The organism is Hymenobacter jeongseonensis, from assembly GCF_015694725.1.
Taxonomy (GTDB): domain Bacteria; phylum Bacteroidota; class Bacteroidia; order Cytophagales; family Hymenobacteraceae; genus Hymenobacter; species Hymenobacter jeongseonensis.
The window spans coordinates 496,749-519,532 of sequence record NZ_JADQDQ010000002.1 but is presented as its reverse complement, the minus strand read 5'-3'; the positions used below and the strand labels follow the sequence as shown (position 1 = coordinate 519,532).

Genomic DNA, 22,784 nt, shown 5'->3' with positions numbered 1-22,784 from the left:
CGCAGGGGAAAAGCGGGTTAGTGGAAGTACTGACGGGTGAAGTTATCAGCGTAGGCTTTCACCTGGTCGCGCACGGCCCGAAATTCATTCATTATTTTTTCGGGTGTGCCCGTGGCCTTGGCTGGGTCGGGAAAATTGTGGTGCAGCGTGGTGGCCGACGACGGAAACACCGGGCAGGCCTCCCGGGCGTTGTCGCACACGGTAATGACGTAATCGAACGGCACACTCGCGTATTCATCTACGTGGTTGCTGGTGTGGTGGCTGATGTCCATGCCATCCTCCCGCATCACCGCAATGGCTTTGGGGTTGACGCCGTGCGTTTCGATGCCCGCGCTGTACACGTTGGCTTTCCCATCGAGCAGCCGGGCGAGGTAGCCGTGCATGAGCTGGCTGCGGCAGGAGTTTCCGGTGCAGAGCACGAGGACGTTTTTAAGAGCTGGCATAAATAGAAAGGAATTATTAGGGTGCAATCAGATGGAAGCGGCAGCAATGGTAATGTTGTCAGCTCGTATCACCTCAGGCGCTAGCGGGCTCGGTGGCTGTAATTGGCGGTTGAATGCGCAGCACTCGGTCGCAGAGCACGGCCAGCAGCACGCCCGCCACCGGCCCCACGATGTACACCCAGGCCGCCTCCAAGTGGCCCCCAACCAGTGCCGGGGCCAGGGAGCGGACTGGGTTCATGGACGCCCCGCTCAGCGGCCCGGCCACTAAGGCCTCGAGCCCGACGGTGGCACTGATGGCCAAGCCCGCCAACAAGCCTTGCTCTTTCGAGCCCGCCGTGACGCGCAAAATCACCAGCATGAGCCAGAACGTAAGCACGGTTTCAACGCCCAGCGCCTCCAGGGCGGTGTGGGCTGGCCGCGTGGCGCCCAGCCCGGAGCCCGGTGCCGCCACCAAAGCCACCAGCCCGCTGCCCAGCACGCCTCCCATCAGTTGGGCCGCTACGTAGGGCAGCACCCGCCGCCCCGGAAACCGCCCCGCCACCCAAAAGCCAATGGTAACGGCCGGGTTTACGTGCGAGCCGCTCACGGGCCCCAGGCTTTGAATTAATAGGAAGACCACCAGCCCAAAGGCCGCGGCTATTCCGCCGTGGCCAAGGGCCTGGGTTTGCTCGTTCACAACTACGGCGCCGGTGCCAAACAGCAGCAGCCCCGCCGTGCCCAACGTTTCCGCTAGCAGGCATTGGCGCAGCGGTAAATTGCTCATGCCGGCGTGGCGGCAGCGCCCACCACCGGGCTGCGGCGCTCCAGCAGCAGGGTGTCGCGCCACACGCCGGCCAGCTGCCCTATTTTTTCGCGCCGGCCCACCACCCGGAAGCCCTGCGCTTCGTGCAGCTTCACGCTGGCGGCATTCTCAGGAAATATGCCGGCCTGCAGGGTCCACATGCCCCGGGCTTCCGACTCCGCCACCAACGCCGCCAGCAGCTGCTGGCCCACGCCCTGCCCGCGGGCTTCGGCCGCCACGTACACACTCACCTCGCCCACGCCGCCATACACGCAGCGCCCCGAAACCGGGCTCAACGCGGCCCAGCCCAGCACCTGCCCGGCGGCGTTGGTGGCCACCAGCCGGCTGTGGGCCAAGTGGCCGGGGTCCCAGGTTTCCCAAGTGGGCAGGTCGGTGGCAAAGGTGGCGTTGCCTGTAGCAATGCCCTGGGAATAAATGGCCAGAACAGCAGGCCAATGGTCATGAGTGAGTGGCAAAATCGTCATGGAGCAACGGGCAAGTAGGTTCGGATAGGAAACTTCACGAAAGAGGGCAATGGGCGCGGTGCTGAAATCCTGCACCGCGCCCATTTCAGTTTAGCAGCACCCGCCGCCCGGCGAGCAGCACGCGGTTTGCAGCTGGGGCAGTGCGAGCAGGTCGTTCGGAATGCCGCAGGCGTCCTGCGCCAGGCAAGCGGTTTGTTTGGCGGTCAGCACGAAGTCTTGGCCATCGAAGGCGAGCCCAAATTTGCCGATGGTGTCTTGCTGGTATTCCACTTCAATGTCCAGGTCGTCACGGCCCAGAATTTTGGCCGAAAGGTCAAGGATGTGCAGAAACTTCTGGGGCGCGAGTCGGTGGTCATAGTCGCCGGCTTCCCAGAGCTGGAAGTTGGCCGCGGTTTCGCGCCGCTCCACGCCTCCGCAATCGATAAAATGCTTGGTTACCAAGCCCACTTCCGTTACGTGGAAATGGGCCGGCAGGTAAGTGCCATCCGGCAGCCTGAAATTAACGGCCGCCAGCCCCGGCAAGGTCTGTTTCATCTCGGAGATTTTCATGACGTACTGGGTTAAAAGGTGAAAGCGTAAAACCTGAAAAAATATCAGCAGCAGCCATTGGCGGCGGGCGGTGGTAGTTCGGCCAGCAAGCCGGCCATGAGCAGCCGGGCGCGGTCCCAGCCCGCTCGGTCGATGCAGTAGCACACGCGCGGGCCGTCCACTTCGCCCTGCACCAGGCCCGCGGCCTTCAGCTCCTTGAGGTGCTGCGACACGGTGCTTTGCGACAGGGGCAGCTCCGTCACCAGCTCGCCGCACACGCACGACTGGCGCCGGGCCAGCAGTTGCAGAATGGCCACCCGCGCCGGGTGCCCCAGGGCTTTTGCTATTAGCGCAATTTCCTGTTCGGCAGCGGTGAATTGCTCGCGCTTATGAAGTGCCATTTGATTGTTAATTATGTTTATCGTCGATTAACGATTGCAAAGGTAAAAGGGTTTCCATAATCCCGCAATGGTTATGTGGGTTTATTTGAAAAGTAATATTTATTTGATGCGACGAATTGCATTTGCGAACTGGGTAAATGCAAAAACACAAAAAGATAATATTGGTAAAAGTGTATTGAAGCCTTATATTGCATAGCAAACAAGGCGGCCTGTAGTACAAAGTTCTATTAGCGCTTATTACATTATTTCCGGTTAATTTTTCGATATTATAATAAAAAGACAATTTGCTAAAACCCTGACCAAGTAATATTCGTTGGTTGGTATACTTCCATTCTTCCCTTCTGCTTTTTGCGTTTCACCTAAATTTCTACTGTTATGCTGCACTCGCTACGCGTTATTGTTCTGTTGGCTACGATAGCAGGTATGTCTGCATCCGCTGCCAAAGGCCAGGCCCTGGCCCGAGTAGGGGAAGAGGCGCCAGTTTCGTCGGCCGTCCCCCTGACGTCGGTGCCGGCGAAGGTTCGGCCGGCCGTGTACCCCGATTCGGTGTACGTGAACCCCGAGGTGCGGCCCCAGTTTACGGGCGGCGACAAAGCCTTTGCCGCATACCTGAGCAAGTCCATCCGGTACCCGCAGCAAGCCCTGCAGCGCCGCATTTCCGGCCGCGTGTTGGTCAATTTTATCCTCAACGCCGAAGGCAAGGTGCAGGACGCGCACGTGGTGAGCGGCCCGGGCAACGGCCTGAACGACGAGGCCCTACGCTTGGTGTGGCTGATGCCCGCCTGGGTGCCTGCCCGCGTGAACGGCGAGCCCGTGCGGGTGGCTTGCACCGTGCCCATTTCCTTTAATTTATAGCGCTGGTTTTTCGCCGTCTCAGCAATAAAAAAGCCCCAAGTCCTGATGCCAGGTTTGGGGCTTTTTTATTGCTGAGACAGCGCTTTATCGTTCTTATTGATAGAGCCCGGTGCCGGGTTGGCCGAGGCCAAAATCGGTAAAGGTGACGGTTTCGCGGGCCGTTTCGAACATGCGGATGCCGTTGGCGGTGTTCAGTCCGCGCGGGTAGTAGCCAATCAGCAGCTGAAAGGTGCGCAGGGCCGTGAATTCGTTGCGAAACCGCAAGCCTAGGCCAAAGCCCGTGTAGGGTGCCCCGCCGCTGAAGGGCGAGCCGCCCCGGGGCTTGTCGCTAATCCAGGCCGCATCGGCAAAGGCCAGGCCCGCCAGGCGGAAGCCCAGCAGGGAGAGCGGCGTAAACAAGGTAGTTTCGTAATTGACCACAAAGCGGCTGGTGGCAAAAATGGGTTGGGCCGGCGCAAACCCCCGCAGCCCGCGGGCGTCGGTGATGCCTTGGAGCTGCTCGCCGGGCCGGCGGTTGAGGCCCACGGTGGCCCGGCTGCTGAGAAAATGCCGGTACTGCCAGTTGCCAAAGTGGTAGAGTTTGGTGAACGACGTGAACTCGGTAGAAAGCAGGCCCTGCTCCCAACTGCGCTCGGTGTTCATGAGTTGAAACCCGCCTACATCGACCGCGCCGTAGAGGTAACCGCTGCGCGTGCTGAACGCCGCCGCTGCCATGCGCACGCCCAGGTAGCGGCGCTGCACCGCGCCACTCAGGTCGTAGCCGGCCGTGAGGCTGACCAGCGTGCCGGTGGGCACGTCCTCGGTGCGGCCAAAGCCGAACAGGTACCGGTCCTTATAATAGCGGCGCACCGAGTAGCCCACCGTGCCCAGCAGCAGGGTGCTGTTGCGGAAGTCGGGCGGGGGCGTGGGAAAGTGGACGCTCGTATCGGGTTGGGGCACGGCGCTGTAGCGGAGGTTGTAGGCCCGGGCCGAAACGATGATACGGCCGGGGTTTTCGTATCCCAGGTCGTAGGAGCGCAGGCGCAGGGCGCGCCCCACCCAGGCGTCCTGCACGGTGTAGCGCAGCGGGTAATAGGTAATGAGCTGGCCTTCGGCCGTGGGCACGAGGGCGATGTGCTGGTCGAAGGCGTTCAGGCTGAGGGCTCCGGCGTAGCGGGCGCTGGGCGAATAGAAATCGCGTTGCACCGCCACCCCACCGGAGCGGTAGTTGTACTCGTTGCGGTAGTTGGCCTGGGCGTACACAAAATTCCGAAAAGGCGCGGTGTAGCTGCCATTGTAGGCCCACTGCTGGGGAATGTCGGGGCCGTTCGGGGCCAGGTTCCGCCCGTACCGGTAGGAGTTTTTGAGCTGGTGGCCCATGCCCAGGAAGTTTTCGTCGCCGAGGGTGATGCGCCCCGCCGTGGCCGAGCCCAACTCAAAGCCGGCCGTGATGCTGAATACATCCGTAGTCAGCACCTGAATGTCGACGCTGTCGCGGGTCGAAGTTTGCTCGTTCACCAGCACGCGGGCGTCCAGAATCTCGGGTGTTTGGCGCAGCAGGCGTTCCGATTCGGCCAGGGCCTGGGGCTCCAGCAGCTGGCCGGGCCGGAATAGCAGCACCTGCCTCACCCGCGAGCGGGCCGTTTTGATGTGCAGCGTGTTGCCGGACTTTTCCCAAAACGTGCGCGGCAGCTTGGTCGAATCGGTGAGGCTGTAGCCGAACGAGTCCAAGGTTTGAATATCAACCCGCCGCACCACCTTGAAGCTGTGGCTGTCGAACTGCCGGTCTAGGAGCACCACGTCGAGGCCAGCCCGCTCTTCCTGGCGCTGGGTGAAGTCGAATAAGGCCGAAATGGCGCGGCCGGCAATGGTTTTGCGCCGCGAATACGCCTTGAGCCGGCTGAGCATGCGCTCGTCGTCGAAGCGTTGGCGCAGGGAGTCGGCCCGGTGGGGCAGGATTTCTTCGCTGGCCACCAGCGAATCGGGCGGCACCGCCGAGCGGGGGTCAAAATTCTGCGCCTGCGCCTGCCCAGCCCCCAAACCAAGCCAGAGCAGTGCAAATAAGAAACAATGACGAAAGCTCATAATGGGGCGCAACGCTGCAAATTACGAAAAGGAGCCTGCCGACCATCCGCGCCACCGAAATGGCCGCAGTTAACTCTCCCCGCCACCCGAAAACCCGCCCATTGCCAGCCAGCGCCAAGCCAGGCGGTTTTTGCTAAAGAATAAGAAATAGCTCCTCCTTTATTTTTCAATAAAAAGAAACTATTACCAAAAAAATTAGCTTAAGAACTAGCGCCAATTTGGCCGCTGTTTATTACTTTTAAGCCCGAAAGCAAGCCCTTCCTCATGAACGAGCGCATTCAAGAGAAACTAAGCATATTAGCTGATGCCGCGAAGTACGATGCTTCGTGCAGCAGCAGCGGCGGCAAGCGCAAAAACGAGAACAAAGGCCTCGGCAACGCCGAAGGCATGGGCATTTGCCACAGCTACACCGAGGACGGCCGCTGCGTGAGCTTGCTGAAGATTTTGCTGACCAACCACTGCATTTTCGACTGCGCTTACTGCGTGTCGCGCCGCTCGAACGACGTGAAGCGCGCCGCCTTCACCGTGGACGAAGTGGTGGACCTGACCATCAATTTCTACCGCCGCAACTACATCGAAGGGCTGTTCCTGAGCTCCGGCATTTTCTCGAGCCCCGACTACACCATGGAGCGCCTCGTGCGCATCGTGAAAAAGCTGCGCACCGAGCACAAGTTCAACGGCTACATCCATGTCAAAACCATTCCGGGCGCGAGCGAGGAGCTGATTGCCGAAGCCGGCCTGTACGCCGACCGCCTTAGCGTGAACATTGAGCTGCCGTCGGAGCTGGCCCTGACCACGCTGGCGCCGGAGAAAAACTACCAGGAGATTCTGACGCCCATGGGCCAGATTCGGGACGGCATCATTCAAAATAAAGAAGAGAAGGCGCTGTTCAAAAAAGTGCCCGCCTTCGCCACGGCCGGCCAAAGCACGCAGCTTATCGTGGGGGCCAGCGCCGAAACGGACCTGCAAATCATCAAGCTCACCGACTCGCTCTACCAGGGCTACGGGCTGAAGCGCGTCTACTACTCCGGCTACATTCCCGTGACCGACGACGCCCGCCTGCCGCAAGTCACGCAGCCGCCCATTATCCGGGAGCACCGCCTGTACCAAACCGACTGGCTGATGCGCTTCTACGGATTCCAGGCCGATGAAATTCTCGACCCTGCCCACCCGCACCTCGACCTCGAGATTGACCCCAAGCTGGCCTGGGCCCTGCGCAACCGCCACGTGTTTCCGGTGGATGTGAACACGGCTGAGTACGAAATGATACTGCGCATTCCCGGCGTGGGCGCCCGCTCGGCCAAGCGCATTGTGGCCGCCCGTCGCTTCGCCTCACTCAACATGGAAACCCTGCGCCAGCTGGGCGTGGTGCTGAAGCGCGCCAAGTATTTCCTCACCTGCCAGGGCGAGCACCAGCCCATCATCGGCGAGCTGAGCGAGCAGCAGGTGCGCCGCCAGATTTTGTTCGGGGGCGCTTCGGTGCGCTCGGCCTTGGTCACGCAGCAGTTGGATTTGTTCGCGCAAGCTTCTTAGTAGCTATGAATTACGACTCCCTTTTTTCGAACGGCCAGCCACCGCTGCAGAAAAGCAGCTTGGGCGGCGTGCAAAACGACATTTTTTTCTCCGTCATGAAAATCATTCACCGCCAGCCCCAGCCCGTTCGCACGGCCACCTCCGATAAAGTAGCCCGCGTGTCGTGCTGCTGCCGCATCAGCGAGCTCATGCCCCTGGTGCGCCAAATGCACGACGATGCCCGCGCCCGGCACCTGGCTCAGCTTGGCGAGCAGAGCCAGCAGGCGGCGTAAGTTGCCTTTCCCGCTGCGTATTCAGCTCTTAATGCCGAGCGTAGCGAGGCACCTCGCGTGCCATGTCAATCGTATTGATTAGTGGTGGCGAGCGAGGTGCTTCGCTGCACTCTGCCTGACGTTCTATTGAAACCCATTCGCCGCCCCTGCACCGCCCTGGCCCCTGCCGTTGTTCGCCGCACCGGCGCGCCTACGCTCACGGCCGTGCCGCTCGATTATACCTACGACGGCACATTTGAAGGCCTGCTGATGGTGCTGTTCACGGTGTACGATTGGCGGGCGGCGCCGAACAGTATCCAGCCCGAAGCCACCGCCCAGTCCGGCCTGTTTGCCCAGCCTGCCCACCGCGAAACCGACGAGACCCTGGCCGCCCGCGTGTGGGATGGCCTGCTGCGCACCATGGACCAGGAGGCCCGCGCCCGCCTCTACCACGTGTTTTTGAGCGAAGACTTGGAGCGCGAAATGCTAATCTTCCGCTACGTGGACCTGGCCTTGCGCTCTGACCGCGACATCTCGGAAAACTACGCCAACGCCGACGTGCGCCGCATCCAGCGCCTAGCCCAGCAAATGTTCCGCGAAAAGCACCGCATGGAGGCCTTTGTGCGCTTCGAGAAAACCACCGACGAGTTGTTCCACGCTACCATCGAGCCCGACTTTGATGTGCTGCCGCTCATCGCCGCGCACTTCACCAAGCGCTACGCCGACCAACGCTGGCTGATTTACGACAGCCGCCGCCACTACGGCCTATACTACGACCTCACCCGCACCGATGTGGTGCAGTTTGAGCTGGACAAGCCGCAGAAAGCGTCCGACCTGTCCGCCACCGTGCTCGATGAGCGGGAGCCGCTGTTCAAGCTGTTGTGGCAGTCGTACTTCGACCACGTGAACATTCCGGAGCGGAAAAACCTGAAGCTGCACCGCCGCCACATGCCCCTGCGCTACTGGAAATACCTCAGCGAAAAACAGCCGCGCGAAGTGCGTTTTGAGCCCATCAAGAACAAGCGGCCGCCTGTGGAGCCTAACTTGCGCCTGGAATAAAGCCCTGCTGCTCGGTTCCGGCGCGTAGTTGCCGGAGTAGCTACGGCAACGGCTGCGTTCATTCTTAACAAGTTAAGCAATGCAGAATATGGGTAGCATATTGGTTTTTGGAGCTTCGGGACAATTGGGACAGTGCTTGGCGCGCGTAGCGCAGGACCGGAACACGCCCAACTTGGTATTTCTGCCCGAAGCACAGGCCAATATCCTCAATACCGAGGCCTTGGCGGCGCTTTTTGCGCAGCACCAGCCCAGCTACTGCATCAATTGCGCGGCTTACACGGCCGTGGACAAGGCCGAAGACGAGCTGGAGATGGCCCGGAAAATCAACCGCGACGGCGTGGTCAACCTCAGCAAGCTGTGCGGGGAGCACGGCACCGTGCTGATTCAGATTTCTACGGATTTCGTGTTTGCCGGCACGGGCAACCAGCCGCTGGTGGAAACCGACGCCGCCGAGCCCATCAGCGTGTATGGCCTCACCAAGCTGGAAGGCGAGCAGGTGATTGCGGACCACACCGACCGGTATTTCATCCTGCGCACCAGCTGGCTGTACTCGGAATTTGCCAACAACTTCGTGAAAACGATGCTCAAGCTGGGCCGCGAGCGCGAGGAACTGCGGGTTATCTGGGACCAGGTGGGCACGCCCACCTACGCCATCGACCTGGCGGGCTGCATCCTCACCATCATCGAAACCCAAAACCAGCAGTTTGGCCTGTACCACTACAGCAACGAGGGCCTGACGTCGTGGTACGACTTTGCGGTGGCCATTTTTGAGCTGAGCCAAACCACGGTGCGGACCGTGCCCATTCGCACGGCCGAGTATCCCACCAAAGCCACGCGCCCGCTGTATTCGGTGATGGACAAGACCAAGGCCAAAACGCAATTGGGCGTGGCGATTCCGCATTGGCGGGCCAGCTTGCAGGAATGCATGAGCCGGTTGGACTAGCAGCAAACCAGCTTTGCCGTGGGGTTATGCCCGGCCGTAGCGCTTGCTTACCAGCAGTGCCACGGCGGTGAGGCAGCCGCCCACCACGCACACGCCCGGCCAGCCGCCGTGTACCCAGGCCAGCCCACCCAGAATGGAGCCCAGCGACCCGCCGGTGAAATAAGCCGTCATGTACACGGTGTTCAGGCGGCTGCGGGCTTCGGGTACGAGCGAGAATATCATCGACTGGTTGGAAATATGCGTGGCTTGCACCCCCACATCCAGCAGAATAACGCCCACCACCAACCCGGCCACGTACAGGCCGCCGAAGCCCAGAATAGCATAGGCTACCAGCGCCAGCATGATGCCCAGGGCAATGGTGTAGTCGGGGCCTTTCGTGTCGGCCGTCTTGCCGGCCAGCGGCGCGGCCAGTGCCCCAAACGCTCCTATCAAGCCAAAAAAGCCGGCCACGTCGCTGCCGTAGCCAAAGGCGGGGCCTTCGAGGTAGAACGCCAGCGTGGTCCAAAACACGCTGAAGGCTGCAAACAAGCTGGCGCCCACCAGCGCCGCCCGGCGCAGTGGCACTTGCTCGCGGGTGAGCGTGAGCAAGGACTTCATCAAGGAGCCATACGAGCCGGTGAAAGTGGGTTGGTCGGTGGGTAGTTTCCAGGCCAGCAGGGCGCTGAGCAACACCATCAGGCCAGCGCCGATTTCAAACATTGCCCGCCAGCCCAGGTGCAGCCCCACGTAGCCGCTCACGGTGCGCGAGAGCAGGATGCCAATCAGCAGGCCGCTCATCACGCGGCCCACAATGCGGCCACGGCTTTCTTCGGGCGCCAGGTGCGCGGCCATGGGCACCAGCAGCTGCGGCACCGCCGAGAAAATGCCGATGAGCACGCTGGCCCCCGCCAGCACCGCGAAGCTGGGTGCCACGGCCGCGAGGCCCATGCATGCGGCCGCGCCCAGCAGCATTATCAGCATCATGCGCTTGCGCTCCAGCTTGTCGCCCAGCGGCACCACAAACAGCATTCCCAGGGTGTAGCCTATCTGGGTGGCCGTAGCCACTAGGCTGGCGCTGCTATCGGAGAGGCGGAACGTGCGGCCGATGGCGGCCAGTAGCGGCTGGTTGTAGTAGATATTGGCCACCACCAAGCCGCAGGTAATGGCCATAAGCCACACCAGGGCATTGTCTAGCTTATGCGGGGTAGGTAGGGGAGAGGTTGGTAGCGGGATGAGCGTATTTTCAACAACGGATTCTTTCATAAAGGCGGACAGGCAGTGCTAGGGCCGCGCAAAGCGCAGTCTCGCCTAACAGCAGAACGCCGCCGATGGTTATAAGCCCGGCAAAACCCACGGAGTGGACTTGCGTTGAATCAGCCATGAGCCGAGGATTTACCAAAGAGGACGACGCCCAGACGCCGCCGATTATTCCGCCGCGGGCCGCGCTGCCGCCCGGCACGCCCAACTACGTCACGCCCACCGGCCTCGAGTTGCTCCGGGCCGAGCTCGTGGCCCTGGAAGCCGAGCGGGCGCAGGCCGAAGCCAACCACGATAACGACACCGACCGCACCCATCGGCTCTCGCTCTACAACGGCCGCATTGCCTTGCTCACCGAGCGCCTCGGGAGCGCCAAAGTGGTAGACCCGCGTACCCAGCCACCCAAGGAAGTCCGTTTCGGGGCCACCGTCGCGCTGCGAACCGTAAGCGGCGGCAAGGTTGGTTTCGAGCGCCGGTTTACCATCGTGGGCGTCGATGAGGCCGACGTGGCGGCTGGCAAAGTGGCGTTTGTGGCACCCATTGCCCGGGCGGTGCTCGGTGCCAAGCTGGGCAAAACCGCAACCCTGAAGCTGGGCCAGCAGGAAGAAGTGGTCGAAATTATGAGCATCACCTACCCCGAGGCGTAAATTTGGCCGCCGGGCCTTTGCCAACTTTCCGCCCGCTGATTCCTATGATTATCTACAAATCGACCGATTGGTGGGAAGCCCTGAGCCACTTGGGCTCCTCGTCCATCATCCGTTTGCTACTGAAGCGCGTCCTGTTTGTGGGGCTCTACGCCACGGCCGTTACGGCAGCGTCGGTGCAGTTCTCGCAGCTCATTTTCACGGTTGACAAGGAGTTTTTCTCGTTCCTGGGCATCATGCTCAGCTTGCTGCTGGTGTTTCGCACCAACACGGCCTACGACCGTTTTTACGAAGGGCGCCGGCTCTGGGGGCAGCTCGTGAATAACTGCCGCAACCTGGCCGTGCTGCTGCACGCCCGCCTGCCCGCCGACGACCACGCCAACCGCACCTACCTGGCGCAGGTGCTCTCCAATTTCCCCATTGCCCTAGACGGCCACCTGCGCCAGGGCGTGCGGTTCCACAAACTCGCGGAGGCCGATAGCGGCTACGTAGAGGAGTTGAAGCTAGCCGACCACGTGCCCTCACGGATTGCGTCTCAATTGCAGGAATTCTACGAGCGGCTGCTGGAAGAAGGCCTCATCTTGCCCACCCACCTCATCACTATCCAGCGGCACCACGAAGCCCTGCTCGACGTGGCTGGCGCCTGCGAACGCATCCAGAAAACCCCCATTCCATTCTCCTACAGCTATTTCATCAAGGGCTTTATCACGGTGTTCATTCTCACCATGCCCTTCAACCTGCTCGACACCTACCGCTACCTCACGGTGCCCATCACCATGTTCGGCGCCTACGCCCTGCTGGGCGTGGAAATGATTGGCGACGAAATCGAGGACCCTTTCGGCAAAGACAGCAACGACTTGCCCCTCACGCAACTCTCCAACCGCATCCGCGCCAATGTGCACGAAATCCTGCAAGTGGACCTGCACGAAGAATACCGTGCCCTGGCCGATGCGCCCTACAGCGTAGTGTTCTAGGAAGTAGCGTGGACTTTTAGTCCGCGCAGGAACGACACCTAAATGAAAGGCAAGCCGATGCGGACTCGCGGACTAAAAGTCCACGCTACACGGCTACCATCTGCTTCTTATAGGCCCCCGGCGTTACACCCTCGTACTTTTTGAACAGAGCCTGGAAGTAGGAGATGTTGTTAAACCCAGCCCGCATGCACACCTCGGCCACGCTGGCCAGCGGGTGGCGCAGCAGGCGCTTGGCCTCGCCCAGCCGTTCGCGGATGATGAACTCCACGGGCGTAATGCCGAACTCCCGCTTAAAGACGCGGAAGAACGTGGCCTTGCTCATGCAAGCCACCGCACTGAGCTTGTCGATGCTCAGGTTCTCGGCCAGGTGCTGCTTGATGTAGTCGACCACGGCGGCGAAGCGGTGCGTGGTTAGGTAGCGGGCGTAGTCGTGGAAAATGAGTTGGCGGGCCTGGGTCTGCATCAGGCGTACGAGCAGTTCCTGCAGGGTGAAGCTGGCCAGCACGTCCTTATTGGCGTCGGTGGTGCGGGACACGGCCACGAGGCGGCCCAGCGTATCGGTGAGCTCGGGGGTGTTGGTGAGGTGGGCGTACTCGGGCTGCTGCAGGGTCCAGGGCTGGTGGGCCTCGGCGCGGGGGTACCGCTCGTTGAGCAGGTCCACGGTGTGGCGGATGGTGTCGGGTGCGATGGCCACGGCCAGGCACTGGGTGGGCTGGCACAGGCAAGCGTCGGGAAAGTCAATTTCCATTAGCTCGTCCTTGTCTACCACCACCGACTCGCCGGGCAGGTAGTCGAAGGCGGCGCGGCCGGGCAGGTGCATCACCTTTTTGCCGCGCAGCATGGTGGTCAGGGCCAGGCCATCAAGGCGCAGCTGCACGCGGTGGGCGGCTTGGTGGGTTTCAAACACGTTGAGCTCAAACCCATCGAGGGAGTACACGGTGCGGTTTTCGACGAGGCTGTGCAGGCGCTCCATGGCGAGCGGGGCAACGGCGGCGGGGAGGTGGACGCGCGTGGGCATGGGTGGGATTTGGGTTAACCACGGCGCTGGGGACGCCGCAGGAGTAGGACAGGGCAAAAATGCGCAACCGTAGCCTCTAGTGGGGCGGGTTGCTCTGGCAAGTTGCGATTATTCCCGCACACTTTAAGACAATACCACAACCCGAGGAAAGGTTATTCAGAGACCTTTACCATCTGACTAACCCACTCAACCTTTTCTTTTTACAACGTCATGGCTGAAACCCTCGAAGCAACCTCCACCGTGGTGGAGCGTCCCAAGTTCAAGACTCATTACGACAATTTCATCGGCGGCAAATGGGTGGCCCCAGTCAAGGGCCAGTACTTTGAAAACCCGTCGCCCATCGACGGCAAAGCCTTCTGTCAGGTGGCCCGCTCCACCAAGGAGGACATTGAGCTGGCGCTAGACGCCGCCCACGAAGCCTTCAAAACCTGGGGCAAAGCCTCGGCCACCACGCGCAGCAACGTGCTGCTCAAGATTGCCGACATCATGGAGGCCAACCTGGCCCACCTGGCGGCAGCCGAAACCGTGGAGAACGGCAAGCCCATCCGCGAGACCATGGCGGCCGACTTGCCGCTCTGCATCGACCACTTCCGCTACTTCGCCGGCGTCATTCGGGCCGAAGAAGGCTCGGCCACGGAACTGAACGAAAACACGCTCTCGCTGGTGATTCAGGAGCCGTTGGGCGTGGTGGGCCAGATTATTCCCTGGAACTTTCCGCTCTTGATGGCCACCTGGAAGCTGGCCCCCGCCATCGCCTCGGGCTGCTGCGTGGTGATGAAGCCCGCCGAGCAAACCCCCGCCAGCATCATGATACTCATGGAGTTGATTCAGGACGTGGTGCCCGCCGGCGTGATAAACGTGGTGAACGGCTTCGGCCTGGAAGCCGGCAAGCCCCTGGCCAGCAACAAGCGCGTGCAGAAAGTTTCCTTCACCGGCGAAACCACCACCGGCCGCCTCATCCTGCAATACGCCGCCGAAAACATCATTCCCGTGACCATGGAGCTGGGCGGCAAGTCGCCGAACATCTTCTGCAAATCGGTGATGGATGCCGACGACGACTTCCTCGACAAGTGCCTGGAAGGCGCCGCCATGTTTGCCTTGAACCAGGGCGAAATCTGCACCTGCCCCTCGCGCCTGCTCATCCACGAAGACATTTACGACGAGTTTATGCCCCGCCTCATCGAGCGCGTGAAGGCCATCAAGCTCGGCCACCCCATGGACCCCAGCACCATGATGGGCGCGCAAGCCAGCAACGACCAGTACGAGAAAATCCTGAGCTACCTGGAAATCGGCAAGGCCGAAGGCGCCGAGGTGCTGGTGGGCGGCGATGCGCACTTCCACGACCACCCCGAACTCGCCGACGGCTACTACATCAAGCCCACCATCTTCCGCGGCCACAACAAAATGCGGATTTTCCAGGAAGAAATCTTCGGCCCGGTGCTGTCCGTGACCACGTTCAAGGACAACGACGAAGCCATTGAAATTGCCAACGACACCCTCTACGGTCTCGGCGCCGGCCTCTGGAGCCGCGATGCCCACGAGCTATACAACATGCCCCGCGCCATCCAGGCCGGCCGCGTGTGGGTGAACTGCTACCACGATTACCCCGCCGGCGCCCCCTTCGGCGGCTACAAGGCCTCCGGTTTTGGCCGCGAAAATCACAAGATGATGCTTGCCCACTACCGCCAGACCAAGAACATGCTCATCAGCTACAGCAAGCAGAAGCTGGGCTTCTTCTAAGCCAGTTGGTAGCTGACTGACGTAGTAGAAGCCCGTCAGTTAAAGTAGAACGTCATGCTGAGCTTGTCGAAGCATCTCTCCCGCTTAACTAATCTAATTAATTGGATTACTGTTGCAGTAGAGATGCTTCGACTGCGCTCAGCATGACGTTCTGTTTTTTCAATCCCCCGTTCAACTTTCCACTCAATGCCTACTCCCCGCGTCCTCGTAACCCAAGCCGCTGAGGCTACCATTGACCTGCTGCGCGACGAAAACGGCCCGCTCATGTTCCACCAAAGCGGCGGGTGTTGCGACGGCTCCTCGCCCATGTGCTTTGCCAAGGGCGAGTTCCGCATCGGCGGCAACGACGTGTGGCTAGGCCAGATTCACGGCTGCGACTTTTTCATGAGCACCAGCCAGTTTGAGTACTGGCAGCACACCCAACTCACCGTAGATGTCACGAAGGGCCGGGGCGCCAGCTTCTCGCTGGAAATCCCACTGGGCGTGCGGTTTCTGATTCGTTCGCGCCTGTTTACCGAGGAAGAATCCAAGGACATGGCCCCGGCGCTGCAAGGAGAAGAATACCTCGAATCACAAGCCTAGCGCCGGAGCCGCCACAGGTCCACGGTTTGGTCGGAGCTAGCGCTGGCCAGCCACTGGCCGTCGGGGCTGTACGCTACGTCGTAGGCATCGTCGGTGTGTTGGGCCAGGGTTTGCAGGAGCTGGCCGGTGGCCACATCCCAAATCCGCACCGTGACGCCTTTGTTGGTGGGGGAGAGGCCCAGGATATTCTGTGCGATTTCGCCCAGCGCCGTTTTGTCGCGGTAGGCTGCAGCAATATGCTTGTCATCGGGGCTGAACTCAAGGGAGTACACACACTCCGAATCGCCCTTAAACGTGCGCAGCAACCGGCCCGTAGTCACATCCCACAGCCGGATGCTTTTGTCGTCGCTGGCGCTGGCCAGTTGCCGGCCATCGGCGGTGAAATCTACGTTCAGAATCGCCTCGGTGTGGCCGGTGAGGGTGCGCAGCAACTGCCCACTGGCGGCGTCCCAAATCCGGATGTCGTTATCGAAGCTGGAGCTAGCCAGGGAGCGACCGTCAGGGCTGAATTTTACGCCCCACACGTTGAGCCGGTGGCCGGGCAGGCTGCGAATCAATGTGCCGCTGCCCAGGTTCCAGAGCTTCACGAGCTTGTCTTCGCCCGCGCTGGCCAGGGTGCGCCCGTCGGGGCTGAACGTCACGGCCCAGACCGTGCCCTCGTGCCCGGGCAAGGTGCTGAGTAGCCGGCCGTCGGCCACCTGCCAAAGGCGGATAACGTGGTCGTAGCCCCCGCTGGCCAGCACCTTGCCGTCGGGACTGAATTCGAGGGTGGTAACCCCAGTCGTCGGGTGTTTCAAATTGAGCAGCACCTGGCCCTGCTTGTTCCACACCTTCACGGTGCTGTCGATGCTGCCGCTGGCCAGCAGCGCGCCATCGGGGCTGAACTTGACTTCCCAGATGTGGGCTTTGTGCTCCTTGAATACGGTGTGCAATTGAGCCAGTCCGCCATCGACCTGCTGGGGTTTTTGCCCCCAGTAGGCGTACGCCAGCACCCCCGTCAGGAGCAGGACAAGGGCTAGGAGAACTGCGAAAATGCGTCTGGTGGCACTGGGCTTTTTAGGTAAGGTTGACATGAAGCAATGATGTTTTGCAGAAAAGAGAGGGTGTGTTCTGCGAAGCTAATAGCAGTCGAACGACTTTTTATCAGTTGCTTATGACGCGAATTCCAGCCCCACAAAAAAGCCCGGTCCTGTTGGGGCCGGGCTTTTTTGTGGGGCTGGAATCAAAGATTATTTCACGGCTGATTATTCTTGGAAATGGTACAGGAAAGTGACCACGCCCGCATAAGCAGGTTTCTTGGAACCCTCAATTTCCAGTGTCACGCCTACCCGGGCCTTGGCGATGCCGCGCAGGTTGGCTACCGACAGCAGGCTGGCGCGCAGCCGCACTTGGCTGTTCACGGTCACGGCCTGGTTGAAGCGCAGGCTTTCGATTTCGTAGTTCACCTGCATTTTCAGGTTTTCAATGGTTACGATTTGCTGCCACAAGTAGGGCAGAAGCGCCACCGTGAGGTAGCCGTGAGCAATAGTCGCCTTGAAGGGCGATTCGGCCTCGGCCCGCTTCGCATCGACGTGAATCCACTGGAAGTCGAGGGTGGCGGCGGCAAACTGATTAATCTGCTCCTGATTGACGGTGTGCAGCTCGGAAACACCCAGCTCTTGGCCCACGCAGGCCTCCAGCTCGGCAAGGCTGCGAATCGTTAGTTTGGACATAAAATGACGGTGGCGTACGGTTGCGGTTGAAGGGCCGCAAACATACGCCACCTAAGCGCCTCTGTGAAGCACTAGTCTAAGTTGTGATGAATAAAGACGGTCATGCAGAGCGCAACGAAGCATCTTGCGTGTGGTAGCAATTCCTGATGATTGGTTTAGTGGTGGCGGGCAAGATGCTTCGCTGCGCTCTGCATGACCGTCTTTTCGCTGCGAACTGCGCCGCTACCTTAACTGTTGCGGCCAAATACTCGGCGCAGCAACTCGGTGGTGCGGGCCACGGGGTTTTCGCGGATGTTGGCTTCCTCCTGCGCGATGAGCGTGAAGAGGCCGTCGATGGCTTTGCCGGTGGCGTATTGAGTGAGGTCGGTTTGCACGGGCTTGCCGAGGGGCAGCTGGTTGTAGGTGGTGGCCAGGTCGGTGTAGTAGCGGGTGGCGCCCACTTTGCTCAGGCTCTGCTGCATGATGGGCGCGAAAGCGCTAGTGAGCTGGCTGCTGGTGGTGCGCTTCAGGTACTGCGTGGCGGCGTCTTTCTGGCCCGTGAGGATGTTCCAAACGTCGGAAAATGTCAGGCTTTTGATGGCCGACAGGAAAATGGGCTTGGCGCTGCGGGCGGCGTCCTCGGCCCCGCGGTTCAAGCTCAACTCGAACTTATCGACCTGGCTGCCCAGGCCGATGCTGCGCAGGGTGGTGGCCACGCGCTGCGCATCGGGCGGAAACGGGATGCGGATGAGGCGGTTCCGGTAGAAGCCGTCGGTTTGTGACGCTTGGTCGGCTCCTTTGCCAATGCCCTGCAACAGCGCTTCTTTGAGGCCATTGGCGGCTTCTGTGTTCGCGAGGCCGCCAATGCCTTTGTTGCCGGTACTGCTGGTAGGCGTTTTGATGCCGGTGGGCAACTTGAGGTCTTTGAGGCTGGGGAAGCGAAATTGCGCGGAAGCGCTGAAGGACAAGCTCCACAGAAGAAGGAGAGCAGTGCTGAAGGCAAGTTTGTTCATGGAGCAGGGCGGCTGGCGAAAAGGAAAGCCGCTATTGCTTCGTTTTGCAACTGCCGTGCCACATCTGCTGCATGGCCGCTTACTGGCGGTTCAACGCCGGCGTCGTTCTATTATTCGGCGGGAGCAGCATTGGCCTGGGCCGTGGATTCATCGGCGCTGGCTTGCTCCATTTGCGCTTCCTGCTTCTGCGCCCAGATGCGGTGGCTTTCCTGCGGCATCACGATGGGCACTTGCAGGCAGATGCTGTGGGCCGGGAGCACGTGGCTCCAGTCGGCAATGAGCTGCTTGTAGGCTTTGCCCACGGGCCGGATGTTGCGGTTCAAGTCGTATAGGCCCAAGGGATTGACGCTGCCGTGGTTTCGGCGCAGGGCGGTGTCCCAGTCCACCTGGTCGGTGAGCGAATACCAGGTGAAGCCAACCACGGGCACGCCGTCGTTGCGCACGCGCAGCACGTTGGCCCATTCCTTCCAGAGCCAGTTCACGGCTTCGTCGCCGACGGAGCCTTGCCAGAGGTTGGTTTCGGTGTGCATCACGGGCAGGCGGTACCGGTCGTGGTACTGGCTGGTGATGACGTGGTAACCAAATATTTCGCCGGAAGCCTTGGTGCTCCCGTCGGCCGATACGCGGTGCTCGTTGGTCTTGTAGTAATCATTGCCCATGATGCAATGATGCTTCAAGTTGTTGTGCATGAAAAAGTGGTACTCGTTGCGGGTCATGCCGTTGTCCATCAGGTACTCGTACATCTCCGAATTGACCCGGCGGCCGTAGTTCAAATCCAACGACAGAAAGCGGCGGGCGTTCATGATTTCAGCCGGCCGGATGGCGGCGGGGTTTTCGGCGTGGAAGTACTCCGACGATTCGCTCTGAATGAAAATGGCATCGGCCCGCACTTCCAAAATGGCGTGCATGGCCAGCACGTTGGCCTTCACAATGTGCTTGAGGGCCGTGACGAAGGCAGTGTGAGTGGCCAGCTGCTCGTTCCACCACCCGAAGAGGGCCGAAAATTGCGCGCAGATGTACATTTCGTTTACCGGCGTGTAGAGCTGCACCCACGGAAACCGCTGGGCAAAAGCCTTGGCGTACTGCGCAAACAGCACCGGAAAGTCCGGGTTCTGGAAGTTGCCTATCCAATCGGGCACGCCGAAGTGGCACAGGTCCACAATTGGCGCAATGTTGCGCCGCAGCAAGTCCTGAAACGTGGCATCGGCAAACGTCCAGTCGTACTTATCCGGCCCGAGAAATGTGGTGTGAATGGGCGGCCCGTAGCGCAGAAAGCAAATGCCGAGCTCCTGCACGAGGTCGAAGTCTTTTTGCCAATGTTCGTAATGCCCGCATTTCGCCATTTCATCCATGCGCACCGTGCCGTTTTGGATGGTGGGGTTGCTGTTTTCGATGCCGGTGGCAAACATGAATTGAGGAACCATAGCGCACACGGAAAGTGAAGGAGCCAGCGTGATAACCAGGCCCGGCAGTAACCAACGTACTGTATCTGTCGGGTTCGCGTTGCGGCCAGGTTTTGGCGGCTGGTTTTCGACGCACGGGTCAGACTCAGCAGTTAAATACTCTAACCCGACTTCCCCGTTCTACGTTGTCAGAACGCCGGATTCCTCTCGGCCTCTCTCAGACCCGACTATGACGGCATTAGCGCATATTCTGGAACATAAACTGGTGGCCATCGTCCGCGGGGCCAACCCGCAGGACGTGCTGAAAATTGCGCAGGCCCTGCACGAAGGCGGCGTGCGGACCATGGAAATTACCCTGAATTCGCCCGGTGCGCTGGCTGCCATTGAGGAGATTTCGAGTGCGATGACCGGCAAAGTGCTGGTAGGCGCCGGCACCGTGCTCGACCCCGAAACCGCCCGCGCCGCGTTGCTGGCCGGGGCTCAATACATCATCTCGCCCACGCTCAACAAAAAGACCATTCGGATGACCAAGCGCTACGGCGCCGTGAGCATTCCGGGCGCCTTCACCGCCACCGAAATCCTGGCGGCCTACGAGTTCGGCGGCGACATCATCAAGGTATTTCCCGCCTCCGTGGGCGCCACGTATTTCAAGGACATTGCCGGCCCGCTGCCCTTCATTCCCCTGATGCCCACGGGCGGCGTTTCGCTCAACAACATTCAGGATTTCCAAAAAGCTGGCGCCGTGGCCTTCGGGCTAGGCAGTGCCTTGGTCGACACCAGCCAGCCCGTCACCGACGACTACCTGCAGCAGCTCACGGCCCGGGCCGAGCAGTTCGTGCAGGCGGTTGCTCCGCCGCTCACCGTCGCCCCATGAAAATCACCCGCTTCACCCTCTACCAAGTGCCGCCGCGCTGGCTGTTTCTCAAAATAGAAACCGACGCCGGCTTCGTGGGCTGGGGCGAGCCGGTGATTGAAGGAAAAGCCGCCACCGTAGCCGCAGCCGTGGCCGAGCTGATGGAAAACCTCCTCGGCAAAAACCCGCTCAACATCGAAGACCATTGGCAGGTGATGTACCGCGGCGGCTTCTACCGCGGCGGCCCCATCCTCATGTCGGCCATCGCCGGCATCGACCAGGCGCTGTGGGACATCAAAGGCAAGTACCACAACGCCCCGATTCACCAGCTGCTGGGCGGCCGGGTGCGGGATGTGATGCGCGTGTACACCTGGATTGGCGGCGACCGGCCCACCGAGGTAGGAATCGCGGCGGCCAACATGGTAGCCAAAGGCTTCACCGCCGTGAAAATGAACGCCACCGGCGAAATGGATTACGTTGACTCCTTTGAGAAAATCGACCTGGCCCTGGCCCGCATCGCGGCCGTGCGCGAAGCCGGCGGGCCGGGTCTGGGCATTGGCATCGATTTCCACGGCCGCGTGCACAAACCCATGGCCAAGGTGCTGGCCAAGGAGCTGGAAGCCTACCGCCCTATGTTCATCGAAGAGCCCGTGCTGCCGCAGAACAACGAGGCCCTGCGTGACATTGCCAACCACTGCTCCATTCCCATTGCCACGGGCGAGCGGATGTTTTCGCGCTGGGATTTCAAGCAGCTGCTCATCGATGGCTACGTCGACATCATACAGCCCGACCTCTCGCACGCCGGTGGCATCACCGAGTGCAAGAAAATCATCAGCATGGCCGAGGCTTTCGATGTGGCCGCCGCGCCGCACTGCCCGCTGGGGCCCATTGCGCTGGCCGCCTGCCTGCAAGTGGATGCCACCTGCCACAACGCCTTCATTCAGGAGCAGAGTCTGGGCATTCACTACAACCGCGAAAACGATTTGCTCGATTACCTGGTCGATAAAACGGTGTTCGATTACGAAAAGGGCTTTTGCAAGATTCCGGAAGGGCCGGGGTTAGGCATCGAAATCAACGAAGAATACCTGCTGAGCCGCGCCGCCATCGGCCACAACTGGCACAATCCCATCTGGCGCAACGAAGACGGGAGCGTAGCGGAGTGGTAGAAAGAACAGTGAAAAAGAACGTCATGCAGAGCGCAGCGAAGCATCTCGCGTGCTTCGACTAATTAGTTACCCCGAGCGAGATGCTTCGCTGCGCTCTGCATGACGAACTGGATTTTAATTCGAAACATGAACCCCACAACCACCTTTCTTAGCTGCGATTGGGGCACCTCCTCCTTCCGGTTGCGGCTGGTGGAGCGCGAGGGGCTGAAGGTGCTGGCCGAGGCTAGCTCCAAAGAAGGCAATGCTTCCACAGCGGAGCTGTGGAAGCAGGCCCACCAGCCACCGGCGCACCGCGTGCGTTTCTACCTGGCCATTCTGCAAAAACACCTGAAGATGCTGGAAGAAACCGTTAAAACCTCATTGGAGAGTATTCCAGTGGTGATTTCCGGCATGGCGTCCTCCACCATTGGCATGAAAGAGTTACCGTATAAACCGCTACCCTTTGCCACCGACGGCTCGGATTTGGTAACGGAAATCCTGCCCCCCAGCCCCGATTTTAACCACCCCACGCTGCTGGTTTCGGGCATCAGAAGCGACGACGACGTGATGCGCGGCGAAGAAGTGCAGCTCGTTGGCTGCCGCTTCGAAACCACGGCGGCGGAGCAGCTTTTCTTGCACCCCGGCACCCACGCCAAGCACGTGCGGGTGTACGATGGCCAAGCCGTGGCCTTGAAAACGTACCTGACGGGCGAGCTTTTTTCGCTCTTCTCGAAGCACAGCATTCTGGCTACCTCGGTCGAAGAAGGCGGCAAACTGAAGGAGGAAAACAACCGGCACTGGTTCGAAGAAGGCGTGCGCGCCAGCCAGCACGCCAACCTGCTGCACAATGCTTTCCTGGTGCGCACCAACGACTTATTCAAAAAAGCCAGCAAGCAGGAAAACTATTTTTATCTCAGCGGCCTGCTCATTGGCAGCGAGTGCCGCGACTTGCTCACCAGCTTGCCCGCCAGCATCCTGTTGGCCGGTGAGGATGTGCTAATCGAGCATTACAGCGCCGCGCTGCGAACGCTGGGAATTGCCGAACGGTGCCCCGTTGAAACGAAAACGGCCGTCGAAGTCACCCTCACCGGGCAATTAGCCGTTCTCCACCACCAAAGGCTGATGCAGGCTGGCGCCTGAAA

General features: G+C 60.5%; 24 protein-coding genes. 12 read left to right on the top strand and 12 right to left on the bottom strand.

Annotation, left to right across the window (positions count from 1 at the left end):
• Window positions 1–17: 17 nt before the first annotated feature.
• The 5 genes from I2I05_RS05815 to I2I05_RS05795 all read right to left on the bottom strand — a co-directional run bounded on the left by I2I05_RS05815 (window position 18) and on the right by I2I05_RS05795 (window position 2,638).
• Entirely contained in the window at window positions 18–443 is a 426-nt protein-coding gene (locus I2I05_RS05815) for an arsenate reductase ArsC (RefSeq protein ID WP_196281277.1), read from the bottom strand.
• 73 nt (window positions 444–516) lie between these two features.
• Entirely contained in the window at window positions 517–1,206 is a 690-nt protein-coding gene (locus I2I05_RS05810) for an MIP/aquaporin family protein (RefSeq protein ID WP_196281276.1), read from the bottom strand.
• Window positions 1,203–1,709, bottom strand: a complete 507-nt coding sequence (locus I2I05_RS05805) for a GNAT family N-acetyltransferase (RefSeq protein ID WP_196281275.1) — start codon at window positions 1,707–1,709, stop codon at window positions 1,203–1,205. The genes I2I05_RS05810 and I2I05_RS05805 overlap by 4 nt, the downstream gene beginning before the upstream one ends.
• A gap of 90 nt (window positions 1,710–1,799) precedes the next feature.
• Complete coding sequence (locus I2I05_RS05800) at window positions 1,800–2,258, bottom strand: DUF6428 family protein (protein WP_196281274.1); 459 nt, start codon at window positions 2,256–2,258, stop codon at window positions 1,800–1,802.
• Window positions 2,259–2,302: 44 nt separating this feature from the next.
• Window positions 2,303–2,638 (bottom strand): ArsR/SmtB family transcription factor, encoded by a 336-nt coding sequence (locus tag I2I05_RS05795; RefSeq protein ID WP_196281273.1) that lies wholly within the window; start codon window positions 2,636–2,638, stop codon window positions 2,303–2,305.
• 423 nt (window positions 2,639–3,061) lie between these two features.
• On the opposite strand from I2I05_RS05795, the gene I2I05_RS05790 reads away from it, so the two are divergent.
• Window positions 3,062–3,493: an energy transducer TonB gene (locus I2I05_RS05790; RefSeq protein ID WP_196281272.1), complete on the top strand. Its 432-nt coding sequence runs from the start codon at window positions 3,062–3,064 to the stop codon at window positions 3,491–3,493.
• 93 nt (window positions 3,494–3,586) lie between these two features.
• Here the strand turns inward: I2I05_RS05790 and I2I05_RS05785 are convergent, their stop codons facing one another.
• Complete coding sequence (locus I2I05_RS05785; RefSeq protein WP_196281271.1) at window positions 3,587–5,557, bottom strand: BamA/TamA family outer membrane protein; 1,971 nt, start codon at window positions 5,555–5,557, stop codon at window positions 3,587–3,589.
• A gap of 264 nt (window positions 5,558–5,821) precedes the next feature.
• Here I2I05_RS05785 and I2I05_RS05780 point away from each other — a divergent pair, with 264 nt between their 5' ends.
• From I2I05_RS05780 to rfbD, 4 genes are all read left to right on the top strand, one after another.
• A complete protein-coding gene (locus I2I05_RS05780; RefSeq protein WP_196281270.1) occupies window positions 5,822–7,090 on the top strand; it encodes a putative DNA modification/repair radical SAM protein in 1,269 nt (422 codons plus the stop codon).
• A gap of 5 nt (window positions 7,091–7,095) precedes the next feature.
• Window positions 7,096–7,362 carry a hypothetical protein gene (locus I2I05_RS05775; RefSeq protein WP_196281269.1) on the top strand — a complete coding sequence of 89 codons (267 nt, stop codon included), beginning with the start codon at window positions 7,096–7,098 and terminating at the stop codon, window positions 7,360–7,362.
• 126 nt (window positions 7,363–7,488) lie between these two features.
• Complete coding sequence (locus I2I05_RS05770; protein ID WP_230688174.1) at window positions 7,489–8,400, top strand: TIGR03915 family putative DNA repair protein; 912 nt, start codon at window positions 7,489–7,491, stop codon at window positions 8,398–8,400.
• Window positions 8,401–8,479: 79 nt separating this feature from the next.
• Window positions 8,480–9,343 carry a dTDP-4-dehydrorhamnose reductase gene (rfbD, locus tag I2I05_RS05765; protein ID WP_317192322.1) on the top strand — a complete coding sequence of 288 codons (864 nt, stop codon included), beginning with the start codon at window positions 8,480–8,482 and terminating at the stop codon, window positions 9,341–9,343.
• A gap of 24 nt (window positions 9,344–9,367) precedes the next feature.
• Here the strand turns inward: rfbD and I2I05_RS05760 are convergent, their stop codons facing one another.
• Window positions 9,368–10,585: an MFS transporter gene (locus I2I05_RS05760; protein WP_230688172.1), complete on the bottom strand. Its 1,218-nt coding sequence runs from the start codon at window positions 10,583–10,585 to the stop codon at window positions 9,368–9,370.
• A 116-nt stretch (window positions 10,586–10,701) separates the two neighbouring features.
• Between I2I05_RS05760 and I2I05_RS05755 the strand changes: the two genes are divergently transcribed.
• Both I2I05_RS05755 and I2I05_RS05750 read left to right on the top strand, forming a co-directional pair.
• A complete protein-coding gene (locus I2I05_RS05755; protein WP_196281267.1) occupies window positions 10,702–11,226 on the top strand; it encodes a GreA/GreB family elongation factor in 525 nt (174 codons plus the stop codon).
• Between the two features lie 44 nt (window positions 11,227–11,270).
• On the top strand, window positions 11,271–12,197 hold the full coding sequence (locus I2I05_RS05750; RefSeq protein ID WP_196281266.1) for a bestrophin family protein: 927 nt from the start codon (window positions 11,271–11,273) through the stop codon (window positions 12,195–12,197).
• 85 nt (window positions 12,198–12,282) lie between these two features.
• Here I2I05_RS05750 and I2I05_RS05745 read toward each other — a convergent pair whose 3' ends face one another.
• Entirely contained in the window at window positions 12,283–13,215 is a 933-nt protein-coding gene (locus I2I05_RS05745) for a helix-turn-helix transcriptional regulator (protein ID WP_230688171.1), read from the bottom strand.
• A gap of 210 nt (window positions 13,216–13,425) precedes the next feature.
• On the opposite strand from I2I05_RS05745, the gene I2I05_RS05740 reads away from it, so the two are divergent.
• Together I2I05_RS05740 and I2I05_RS05735 are read left to right on the top strand one after the other, a co-directional pair.
• Window positions 13,426–14,955, top strand: coding sequence for an aldehyde dehydrogenase family protein (locus tag I2I05_RS05740; protein WP_196281265.1), 1,530 nt, complete (start codon window positions 13,426–13,428; stop codon window positions 14,953–14,955).
• A 186-nt stretch (window positions 14,956–15,141) separates the two neighbouring features.
• The gene (locus tag I2I05_RS05735) at window positions 15,142–15,537 is read left to right on the top strand and encodes a DUF779 domain-containing protein (RefSeq protein ID WP_196281264.1); all 396 of its coding nucleotides are present in this window, start codon (window positions 15,142–15,144) and stop codon (window positions 15,535–15,537) included.
• Here the strand turns inward: I2I05_RS05735 and I2I05_RS05730 are convergent.
• The 4 genes from I2I05_RS05730 to I2I05_RS05715 all read right to left on the bottom strand — a co-directional run bounded on the left by I2I05_RS05730 (window position 15,534) and on the right by I2I05_RS05715 (window position 19,665).
• Window positions 15,534–16,610, bottom strand: a complete 1,077-nt coding sequence (locus tag I2I05_RS05730) for a WD40 repeat domain-containing protein (protein WP_196281263.1) — start codon at window positions 16,608–16,610, stop codon at window positions 15,534–15,536. The genes I2I05_RS05735 and I2I05_RS05730 overlap by 4 nt on opposite strands.
• Before the next feature lie 171 nt (window positions 16,611–16,781).
• A complete protein-coding gene (locus I2I05_RS05725; RefSeq protein ID WP_196281262.1) occupies window positions 16,782–17,249 on the bottom strand; it encodes a MaoC family dehydratase in 468 nt (155 codons plus the stop codon).
• Window positions 17,250–17,476: 227 nt separating this feature from the next.
• Window positions 17,477–18,241 (bottom strand): DUF4197 domain-containing protein, encoded by a 765-nt coding sequence (locus I2I05_RS05720; protein WP_196281261.1) that lies wholly within the window; start codon window positions 18,239–18,241, stop codon window positions 17,477–17,479.
• Window positions 18,242–18,351: 110 nt separating this feature from the next.
• Window positions 18,352–19,665, bottom strand: coding sequence for a family 1 glycosylhydrolase (locus I2I05_RS05715; RefSeq protein WP_196281260.1), 1,314 nt, complete (start codon window positions 19,663–19,665; stop codon window positions 18,352–18,354).
• 208 nt (window positions 19,666–19,873) lie between these two features.
• On the opposite strand from I2I05_RS05715, the gene I2I05_RS05710 reads away from it, so the two are divergent.
• The 3 genes from I2I05_RS05710 to I2I05_RS05700 all read left to right on the top strand — a co-directional run bounded on the left by I2I05_RS05710 (window position 19,874) and on the right by I2I05_RS05700 (window position 22,782).
• Window positions 19,874–20,518 carry a bifunctional 4-hydroxy-2-oxoglutarate aldolase/2-dehydro-3-deoxy-phosphogluconate aldolase gene (locus I2I05_RS05710; protein WP_196281259.1) on the top strand — a complete coding sequence of 215 codons (645 nt, stop codon included), beginning with the start codon at window positions 19,874–19,876 and terminating at the stop codon, window positions 20,516–20,518.
• The gene (dgoD, locus tag I2I05_RS05705) at window positions 20,515–21,663 is read left to right on the top strand and encodes a galactonate dehydratase (protein ID WP_196281258.1); all 1,149 of its coding nucleotides are present in this window, start codon (window positions 20,515–20,517) and stop codon (window positions 21,661–21,663) included. Before I2I05_RS05710 ends, dgoD begins: the two co-directional genes overlap by 4 nt.
• Window positions 21,664–21,789: 126 nt before the next feature.
• Entirely contained in the window at window positions 21,790–22,782 is a 993-nt protein-coding gene (locus I2I05_RS05700) for a 2-dehydro-3-deoxygalactonokinase (RefSeq protein ID WP_196281257.1), read from the top strand.
• Window positions 22,783–22,784: the final 2 nt, after the last annotated feature.

Bases quoted from the DNA above. Each gene is read 5' to 3' on its own strand.
- I2I05_RS05815 (WP_196281277.1), bottom strand. From the start codon at position 443: ATGCCAGCTCTTAAAAACGTCCTCGTGCTCTGCACCGGAAACTCCTGC.
- I2I05_RS05810 (WP_196281276.1), bottom strand. From the start codon at position 1,206: ATGAGCAATTTACCGCTGCGCCAATGCCTGCTAGCGGAAACGTTGGGC.
- I2I05_RS05805 (WP_196281275.1), bottom strand. From the start codon at position 1,709: ATGACGATTTTGCCACTCACTCATGACCATTGGCCTGCTGTTCTGGCC.
- I2I05_RS05800 (WP_196281274.1), bottom strand. From the start codon at position 2,258: ATGAAAATCTCCGAGATGAAACAGACCTTGCCGGGGCTGGCGGCCGTT.
- I2I05_RS05795 (WP_196281273.1), bottom strand. From the start codon at position 2,638: ATGGCACTTCATAAGCGCGAGCAATTCACCGCTGCCGAACAGGAAATT.
- I2I05_RS05790 (WP_196281272.1), top strand. From the start codon at position 3,062: ATGTCTGCATCCGCTGCCAAAGGCCAGGCCCTGGCCCGAGTAGGGGAA.
- I2I05_RS05785 (WP_196281271.1), bottom strand. From the start codon at position 5,557: ATGAGCTTTCGTCATTGTTTCTTATTTGCACTGCTCTGGCTTGGTTTG.
- I2I05_RS05780 (WP_196281270.1), top strand. From the start codon at position 5,822: ATGAACGAGCGCATTCAAGAGAAACTAAGCATATTAGCTGATGCCGCG.
- I2I05_RS05775 (WP_196281269.1), top strand. From the start codon at position 7,096: ATGAATTACGACTCCCTTTTTTCGAACGGCCAGCCACCGCTGCAGAAA.
- rfbD (WP_317192322.1), top strand. From the start codon at position 8,480: ATGCAGAATATGGGTAGCATATTGGTTTTTGGAGCTTCGGGACAATTG.
- I2I05_RS05760 (WP_230688172.1), bottom strand. From the start codon at position 10,585: ATGAAAGAATCCGTTGTTGAAAATACGCTCATCCCGCTACCAACCTCT.
- I2I05_RS05755 (WP_196281267.1), top strand. From the start codon at position 10,702: ATGAGCCGAGGATTTACCAAAGAGGACGACGCCCAGACGCCGCCGATT.
- I2I05_RS05750 (WP_196281266.1), top strand. From the start codon at position 11,271: ATGATTATCTACAAATCGACCGATTGGTGGGAAGCCCTGAGCCACTTG.
- I2I05_RS05745 (WP_230688171.1), bottom strand. From the start codon at position 13,215: ATGCCCACGCGCGTCCACCTCCCCGCCGCCGTTGCCCCGCTCGCCATG.
- I2I05_RS05740 (WP_196281265.1), top strand. From the start codon at position 13,426: ATGGCTGAAACCCTCGAAGCAACCTCCACCGTGGTGGAGCGTCCCAAG.
- I2I05_RS05735 (WP_196281264.1), top strand. From the start codon at position 15,142: ATGCCTACTCCCCGCGTCCTCGTAACCCAAGCCGCTGAGGCTACCATT.
- I2I05_RS05730 (WP_196281263.1), bottom strand. From the start codon at position 16,610: ATGTCAACCTTACCTAAAAAGCCCAGTGCCACCAGACGCATTTTCGCA.
- I2I05_RS05725 (WP_196281262.1), bottom strand. From the start codon at position 17,249: ATGTCCAAACTAACGATTCGCAGCCTTGCCGAGCTGGAGGCCTGCGTG.
- I2I05_RS05720 (WP_196281261.1), bottom strand. From the start codon at position 18,241: ATGAACAAACTTGCCTTCAGCACTGCTCTCCTTCTTCTGTGGAGCTTG.
- I2I05_RS05715 (WP_196281260.1), bottom strand. From the start codon at position 19,665: ATGGTTCCTCAATTCATGTTTGCCACCGGCATCGAAAACAGCAACCCC.
- I2I05_RS05710 (WP_196281259.1), top strand. From the start codon at position 19,874: ATGACGGCATTAGCGCATATTCTGGAACATAAACTGGTGGCCATCGTC.
- dgoD (WP_196281258.1), top strand. From the start codon at position 20,515: ATGAAAATCACCCGCTTCACCCTCTACCAAGTGCCGCCGCGCTGGCTG.
- I2I05_RS05700 (WP_196281257.1), top strand. From the start codon at position 21,790: ATGAACCCCACAACCACCTTTCTTAGCTGCGATTGGGGCACCTCCTCC.